4 protein-coding genes are annotated in these 8,080 nt (G+C 69.3%); 2 read left to right on the top strand and 2 right to left on the bottom strand.

What is annotated here, in order from left to right:
* Positions 1 to 91: 91 nt before the first annotated feature.
* Positions 92 to 697: a TetR/AcrR family transcriptional regulator gene (locus EV652_RS42405; RefSeq protein WP_199238710.1), complete on the bottom strand. Its 606-nt coding sequence runs from the start codon at positions 695 to 697 to the stop codon at positions 92 to 94.
* A gap of 107 nt (positions 698 to 804) precedes the next feature.
* Between EV652_RS42405 and EV652_RS42400 the strand changes: the two genes are divergently transcribed.
* The gene (locus EV652_RS42400) at positions 805 to 3,144 is read left to right on the top strand and encodes an MMPL family transporter (RefSeq protein ID WP_242002336.1); all 2,340 of its coding nucleotides are present in this window, start codon (positions 805 to 807) and stop codon (positions 3,142 to 3,144) included.
* A 170-nt stretch (positions 3,145 to 3,314) separates the two neighbouring features.
* On the top strand, positions 3,315 to 5,228 hold the full coding sequence (locus tag EV652_RS42395; protein WP_158441548.1) for an HNH endonuclease signature motif containing protein: 1,914 nt from the start codon (positions 3,315 to 3,317) through the stop codon (positions 5,226 to 5,228).
* Positions 5,229 to 6,079: 851 nt separating this feature from the next.
* Here the strand turns inward: EV652_RS42395 and EV652_RS42390 are convergent.
* Positions 6,080 to 8,074, bottom strand: coding sequence for an aminotransferase-like domain-containing protein (locus tag EV652_RS42390; RefSeq protein WP_242002335.1), 1,995 nt, complete (start codon positions 8,072 to 8,074; stop codon positions 6,080 to 6,082).
* Positions 8,075 to 8,080: the final 6 nt, after the last annotated feature.

The raw sequence follows: 8,080 nt of genomic DNA, 5'->3' as shown, positions 1-8,080 counted from the left end.
TCCTTCGTCGCGAGCCACGCCGAACGTTCACAACAAACGCCCGGCGTCACTCACACCTGCCCAAACTCAACCTTGACTCGCGGCGCGAAAGCTAGGCAGACTCCAGCGGGCTCAGGTAGCCGACCAGGGCTCGGTTGAGTTCGGTGATCCAGCGTTCGCGGTCGGCGGGTGGGGCGGTGACGATCGTGCCGAGGAGGGCGGCGAAGATCTGGGTGGCGACGGCTGCGGCGGTGTCGCGTTGCTCGGCGGGCAGGTCGGGGATGCGGGCCGCGATGACCTCGGCGACGCGACCGGTGACGGCCTGCTGGAGTGCCCGGGTCGGCGCGGTCAGGCGGTCGGGGAGGTCGCCGCTGCTGAACAGTGCCTTGAAGCCCGGGTTGGCGAGGTTGACCTCGACCATCGGGCGGATCATCCGGTCGACCAACTCCGGCAGCGGAAGTTTCGCCATGTTCAGGTCGAACGCCTTCTCGTGGGCGGCCTTCAGCTCGGCCCGGTAGCGGTCGGCCAGCGCCTCGGCGAGCGCCTCCTTGTTGGCGAAGAACTGGTACAGCGTGCCGGGTGAGACGCCGGCCTGTTTGGCGATCGCATTGGTGGTCGCCTTCGCGTACCCGGCCTCGGCGAACACCACCGCGGCCGCGTCGGTCAGCTGCTCCATCCGCCGCTGCCCACGCGCCTGCCGACGCGGTTCCTCGGGCATGCAGCACCCCTTCGTTGACAAATACGAGCAAATGCTCGTATTTTTCCGTATGCGAGCAACTGCTCGTGTTTCGTCATCTTACCGCCGCCGGCTCCGGAGGTCCGCCCGTGTCCGATCGCCGCACCCCGACCCATCCGCCTGTGCCTGACGACCTCACCCCGACAAGCCTGCCGGTGCCTGACCACCTCACGCCGACAAGCCCGCCGGTGCCTGACCACCTCACGCCGACAAGCCCGCCGGTGCCTGACCACCTCACGCCGACCAGCCCGCCGGTGCCTGACGACTTCACCCCGACCAGCCCGCCGGTGCCTGACGACTTCACCCCGACCAGCCCGCCCGTGCCTGACGACTTCACCCCGACCCCATCGCCGTTGCTTGATCGGCTCGGTCGGCTCCTGGTTCGGCGTCGCCGGCTCATCGCCGTTCTCTCGGTCGTGCTGACCGGCCTGATCCTGGCGGTCGCGGCCGGCGCCCTGAATGCGTTGTCGCTCTCCCGGATCGCGGATCCGGCCTCGGAGTCGGACCGCGCGCGTCGGATCCTCGCGAGTCAGTTCGAGACCGGCCCGCCCAACCTCGCGTTTCTCGTCACCGCTGACCGCGGCACCGTCGACGATCCCGCCGTACGCGCGGCCGGTCTCGAGCTCACCGCGGAGATCGCCGACCGCGCCGGCGTCGCCGAAGCGGCGTCGTACTGGTCGCGCGGCGACAGCCCGGCCCTGCGCAGCAAGGACTCTCGCCAAGCACTCGTCCTGGTCCGGGTGCCCGGAGAGGTCAACGAGGCCCGCGCTCGTGTTGGCGAACTGGCGAAGGAGTTCGCCGGTCAACGGGGCGGCGTGATTGTGGAGTCCGGCGGTCAGGATGAGGTGTTCCGCGAGATCGGCGCGCAGGCCCGTGCGGACTTCCTGCGTGCGGAGCTGATCGTTCTGCCGATGGTCCTGGTGCTGCTGATCCTGATCTATCGCAAGATCGCATTGGCCCTAGTGACCTTGGGGGTTGGTGTCTTCGCGGTCGGCGGTGCGCTCGCCGGGCTGAGGGTAATCGCCGCGTTCACCGAGGTCTCCACCTTCGCCGCGAACCTCGCGCTCGTCATGGGTCTCGCTCTCGGAGTCGACTACTGCCTGTTCGTCATCGCGCGCTACCGCGAGGAGTTGGCCGCCGGTGCGGACGTGGCCGACGCTGTGGTTGGGGCTGTCCGCACGGCCGGCCGGACGGTCTTCTTCAGTGGTCTGACCGTGGCCATGTCGTTGCTCGCTCTGCTCCTGTTCCCGTTGTCCTTCCTGCGTTCCTTCGGGTACGCCGGTGTGCTCGTCGTCGCCTCAGCGCTAGTCGGTGCACTCGTGATCCTCCCCGCCGTACTCGCCCTCCTCGGCCATCGCGCGGCCGGAAGGGTTGCCCAACGGAGCGAGGGTCGATGGTTCCGCCTGGCCCAGCAGGTGATGCGGCGTCCGGTGCTCACCGGCGGGGCGATGCTCGCGCTGATCTTGTTGCTCTCGGCACCGGCTCTCGGGCTGCGGCTCGGGCTGCCCGACGCACGGATCCTGCCGGCCGACGCGAGCAGCCGGATCATGGCCGACCAGGTCAGGGCAAACTTCGGTCAGGAGGAGTCCGATGCGTTGTACGTCGTGATGCCGACGACACCTGAGGTCACCGCACTTCCGCCGTACGCCGAGACGCTGTCGAAGCTGGACGGTGTCGCCCAGGTGGACACCTACACCCGGAGCGGCGGCTCCTACCTGACCGTCACGCCGACCCAGACTGCGCTCGAAGGTGACACCGCCGGATGGGTGGAGCGGGTACGCGCGGTCGAGGCGCCGTACGACGCGATCATCGGCGGGACTCCGGCTGAGATGGTGGACTGGCGGTCGGCGTTGACCGAGCGGATCCCGTTGGTGCTGGGGCTGATCCTGCTGCTGAGCTTCGGGGTGCTCTATCTCGCGACGGGCAGTGTGCTGTTGCCGTTGAAGGCGACTGTGCTGAATCTGCTGAGTCTGTCCGTGATGTTCGGCGTGATGGTGTGGGTGTTCCAGCGCGGGAACCTGTCCGGGCCGCTCGGGTTCACCGCCACCGGGGTGCTGGAGGCGAGTATGCCGATGCTGATGTTCTGCATCGTCTACGGGCTGTCGATGGATTACGAGGTGTTCATCGTGTCGCGGATCCGGGAGGAGTACCTGCGGACGGGTGACACGGTGACGGCGGTGGCGACCGGGTTGCAGCAGTCAGCTCCATTGGTGACGACTGCGGCCGCCGTACTGGCGTTGTCGTTCGCGGTCTATGCGACCGGCGGAGTCGTTTATCTGAAGATGATCGGGATCGGTATGGCGGTGGCGGTGCTCGTGGATGCGACCGCGATCCGGGGTGTGCTGCTGCCTGCGTTCATGAAGCTCGCCGGGCGTGCGAACTGGTGGAGGCCGAGTCGGCGGGCGCTGCGTGGCGTTGCCGGTAGGTAGTGGCAGTTGGCAACTAATTGAGGCGCGTGCTTATCCACAGGCCGGCTGCCTGTGGATAAGCATCGGATGCTGAATTCCCTTGAAAATAAGGGGGTCTGGCTTGGGAATTGTCGGTGGGCATGTCTACGCTTGTCGGTATGGAGATCCTCGGTGAGCGGCCCGTATGGTCGATGAGTGACAGTGAGAAGCTGTCGACTCTCGACGCGGTCTTCGCCGAGCAGGCACGGTTGAAGACGATCGAGCTGCAACTGATCGCCGACTTCGAACAGTCTGGCTACGCCAAGGAGATCGGTGCCGGTGACACGGCGCGGCTGCTGTCACAGCGCTACCGCATCGACTCGACCGCGGCCCGCCGCGACGTCCACCTCGCCGACGCGCTGGTCAAACACCCGGCGACCGCCGCGGCGCTGCCCGATCCGTCGACCCCGTTTCCCAACCCAGCGAGCGCTCACCCCGACACCGACGATCCTGCTGCTTCCGATGGCTGGCGGGTGCATCCTGCGCAGGCGGAGGCCATCGTCTCGGTGCTGGCCAAGGTCCCTACCACCGTGCCGGTCGAGAACGTCGAGTTCGCCGAGCGGAAACTGATCGATCTGGCCGCCACCCATACCCCGGCCGAGCTTCGCCTGGCGGGGAAGAAGATCCGTGACATCCTCGACCCCGACGGCCCCGAGCCGGACGAGAAGAACGCCTACGCCCGCGAGTCCCTGACCCTGAAGAACGTCGACCAAGGCGTGAACTTTCGCGGCTTCCTGGCCAACGAGAACGCCGAGTTGTTCCGCGTCCTGATCCACACCCACGCCAGGCCGCACAAGACCTTCGACGGCGAACTCGACCCCCGCCCCCGCGACAAGCGCCAGGCCGACGCCCTCACCACCATCCTCAACTCAGCCGCCGACGCTACCCCTGCCAACTCGCTGGCCGCAGCCAGCAGGGCCAGTGGTTCGGCCGCCGACGATGCTCCTGCCAGTTCCCCGGCCGCGGCCGGCAAGGTCAGTGGTTCGGCCGCCGACGTTGCTCCTGCCAGTTCCCCGGCCGCGGCCGGCAAGGTCAGTGGTTCGGCCGCCGACGTTGCTCCTGCCAGTTCCCCCGCCGCGGCCGGCAAGGCCAGCGGTTCGGCCGCCGACGTTGCTCCTGCCAATTCCCCGGCCGGGGCCAAGGCCAATGGTTCAGCCGCTGGTGCAGTGAGTGCAGGTGCCGGGACCATTGCCGCGAATGCCGGTGCTGGGCAGCCTCCGCTGCCGGGTATCACCGGCCCAGAGCAGCTTGCCAACACGGGTCCGGTGCAGGTCGGTAGGGCGGGTCCAGGGTCCGTGGCGGGGCATGGGCCGAAGACACATATCAGCGTGACGATCGACTTCGACGCACTCAAGGCTGCCGCCGCGACCTCGACCGGTGAGCTGGTGTTCGGTGGCACCCTGTCCGCTGCCGCGATCCGCCGCCTGGCCTGCGATGCCGAAGTGCTGCCGATCGTGCTGGGGTCGAAGTCGCAGCCGCTGGATGTCGGTACCAGCGAACGCTTCGTCACCCGCGCGATGCGTCGCGCCCTGAACGCCCGCGACAAGGGCTGCGTCGTCTGCGGTGCCCCACCGATCCAGTGCGAGGCCCATCACCTGATCCACTGGATCGACGGCGGCGTGACCGCAGTCTCAAACCTCGTCCTCCTCTGCAAGCGCCACCACATCGACCTTCACGCCGGCCACTGGCGCATCCAGATCATCGACGGCGTAGTCCACGTCGCCCGCCCCACTTGGGCCAGCCCCGATCCCATCCCCCGCACCAGATACCGCCCACTCTCTGCTGTGCCCTCTCCTGCCCCGACCAGCACCACACCTGGTCCGCCGTCCCACGCCCACGCGCGCCCCACCGACTCGCGCCCCGCCCACGCACGCCCCACCGATCTACCCCCGCCCGCGGTCGCCGACCCATCCCAGACCGCGGTCACGGACTCGGCGGCCTGCAGTTCGCGGCAAGACGACTCTGACGGTCTGTCAGTCGCCGGTGTGCGACGCATCATCACTGCACGCGCGGCGACGGTGGACCCGTGGGGCGACGCCGCGGACCTCAACACCGCCGCAAGCTGACCATCAGTGCTCACGGTCGCGGCCGCTGACCTCCGCCTCGGTCAGAACGTGGCGTCGACACTGCGCTGCAGGGTCGCGGGCGTTGACCTTCGGCGTCGGTCGACGTGGCGGTTGAGAGCCGCTGGCGGGTCGCGGGCGTTGACCTCCGGCCTCGGTCAACGTAGCGGTTGAGAGCCGCTGCAGGGTTGCGGGGGTGACCTCCGGCGTCGGCGAATGTAGCGGTCGAGAGCATGCACTCCACACTGCAGGCCCGACGCGGGCTGCAGCGTGGCTCCCGGGTCGCCCGTGCCAACGGTTGCACCGCCGGGCGTCATGGGACCGAGGTTCATCACCTCACCATTGCAGGCGTCGCGATGCTTGGACCGGAGGGCCGACGCCGTGCCTCAACACCGCTGCAAGTTGACCGTCAGCGCTGCATGGTCGCGGGCGCTGACCGGCCTCGGTCGAACGTGGCGGTCGACAGCGCGCTGGCGGGTCGCGGGCGTTGACCTCCGCGTCGGTCAGAACGTGGCGCTCGCATTGCGCCGTAGGCTCGCCGGCGCTGACCTCCCGCGTCGGTCAACGTGGTGGTTGGGAGCGCGCTGCAGGGTCGCGGGCGTTGACCTTCGGCGTCGGTCAACGCGGTGGTTGAGAGAGCGTTGCCAGGGTCGGTGACGCTGACCTCGGGCCTCCGCCAAACGTGGCGGCCGAGAGCATGCACTCCGCACCGCGGGCCTGACGCAGGCTGCAATATGCCTCCCGGGTTGCCCGTGAGCTGCAGTTTGGCTGCCGGGGCGCCCGTGAGTTGCAGTGTGGTTGCCGGGTTGCCCGGGCGGCGCGCGTTCTTGCCGCCGGGCGTCGTGGGGCGGGGGTCATCGCATGACTTCGGCGATGGTGGCTATCGCTTCGGTGAGTTCTGTGGGCGTGCGGGCGGCGTACCCGAGGACGAGGCCGGGGGTGTGCGGGAGTTGGCAGTGCCAGGAGAGTGGGTGGGTCTTGATGCCCTTCTGCAAGGCGGCGGCGGCCAGGTCGACGTCGTTCAACTGGGAGTCGAAGGTGATGGTGAGGTGCAGGCCGGCAGCGGCGCCATGGACGGTTGCTGAGGGCAAGTAGTTGGTGACGGCGCGGACCATCGCGTCGCGGCGGGTTCGGTGCCGGCGGCGGAGGAAGCGGAGTTGGCGTTCGAGTTCGCCGGACTCCATCAGGTGGGCCAGGGTGAGCTGCGGGAGTGCCGCGTTGCCGAGGTCGGCCAGGCGCTTCATCGCGATCAGGTCGTCCTTGTACGCCGGCGGTGGCAACATCCACCCGATTCGCAACGACGGCGCGAGCAGCTTCGACACGCTGCCTGCGTAGATCACCTGATCGGCCAGCATCGCCCGCAACGCGGGAACCGGCGGCCGGTCGTACCGATGCTCGGCGTCGTAGTCGTCCTCCATGATCAGCCCGCCCTCGGCAGCCCACTGGATCAACTCCCGCCGCCGCTCTCCATCCAGTACGACGCCAGTCGGGAAATGGTGCGCCGGAGTCGCCATCACCACGCGGGCACCGGATTCGCGGAGGAGATCGACCCGGAGACCGCCTTCGTCGACCGGGATCGGGGGTGTGTGGAGACCCCAGTTCTGCAGGTGCTGGCGGGAGCCGAGTGAGCCGGGATCCTCGACGGCCATCTCGGTGACACCGCGGGTTTTGAGGACCTGGGCGACGAGGCCGATCGCCTGGGAGACCCCGGCCACGATGATGAGGTCTTCGGGGTGAGCCGTGACGCCGCGGTTGCGGGCCAGCCAGTTGGCGACCGCGCGACGCAACGCCGGTGTGCCGGATGGGTCGCCGTACCCAAACTCCGCCGACTCGAGATCGTTCAGCACCGCTCGCTCGGCCCGCAGCCAGGCTGTGCGCGGGAAGGCCGCGAGGTCCGGCACCCCAGGCGTCAGGTCGATCCGTGCCGGCGCCGCCCGGAGCAAGTCGAAGACGTCGAGCCCCGGCTCGAACACCACCGGCTCCGCCGGGGTGTTGGCGGGTTGAGGTGAGGTGGGCTGGCCGAGGCCGGCGGTTGCTGAGTCGGTCTGAGGTTGAGTTCCGAGGCGGGGGCGGTCGGGGCGGGGTGAGCCCGGCGCGGGCACCCCTGGCGTCGCCGGGGTCTTGGCGGGTTGAGGTGAGGTGGGCTGGCCGAGGCCGGGGGCTGCCGGGTCGGTCTGAGGTTGAGTTCCGAAGCGGGCGCGGTCGGGGCGGGGCGAGTCCGGCGCGGGCACCCCTGGCGTCGCGGGGGTGTTGGCGGGTTGAGGTGAGGTGGGCTGGCCGAGGCCGGCGGCTGCTGAGTCGGCCTGAGGTCGAGTTCCGGGGCGGGCGCGGTCGGGGCGGGGGGAGTCCGGCGCGGGCACTCCTGGCGTCGCCGGGGTGTTGGCGGGTTGAGGTGAGCTGGGCTGGCCGAGACCGGTGGTTGCTGAGTCGGTCTGAGGTTGAGTTCCGGGGCGGGCGCGGTCAGCGCGGGATGAGCCTGGCGCCAGGTTCGCGGCGGTGGGCTGGGCGGCTGTGGTGGCTCGGGCGGCCGTGGTGGGGCGAGGTGTGGGGGAGATGGGCGCGGCCACGACGATTGTGCCGGCGCGGCCGCGGCCGGCTACTTGGCCGTCTTCGGTGAGGCGTTGGTAGGCCTCGGTGACGACGCCGCGCGAGATCTGCAGTTCGGCCGCGAGAACGCGGGTGGCCGGCAGCCGGCTGCCGATCGGGAGCCGGCCGTCCGAGATCGCGGCCCGGAGCCGCTCGGTCAGCCAGTCCGACAACCCGCCGGCCGGAGCGTCCGCCGGATCCAGCTGAAGGAAGTCGGCTCCCGCTTTGGACCGGCCAATTTCGCCCTGATTGGACCTGTTCACTAGTCC

Origin of the sequence: Kribbella steppae (assembly GCF_004342025.1) — a bacterium.
GTDB classification, from domain to species: Bacteria; Actinomycetota; Actinomycetes; order Propionibacteriales; family Kribbellaceae; genus Kribbella; species Kribbella steppae.
The sequence above is the reverse complement of the archived record's forward strand: the minus strand, read 5'-3'. Positions and strand labels throughout refer to the sequence as shown.

Bases quoted from the DNA above. Each gene is read 5' to 3' on its own strand.
- EV652_RS42405 (WP_199238710.1), bottom strand. From the start codon at position 697: ATGCCCGAGGAACCGCGTCGGCAGGCGCGTGGGCAGCGGCGGATGGAG.
- EV652_RS42395 (WP_158441548.1), top strand. From the start codon at position 3,315: ATGAGTGACAGTGAGAAGCTGTCGACTCTCGACGCGGTCTTCGCCGAG.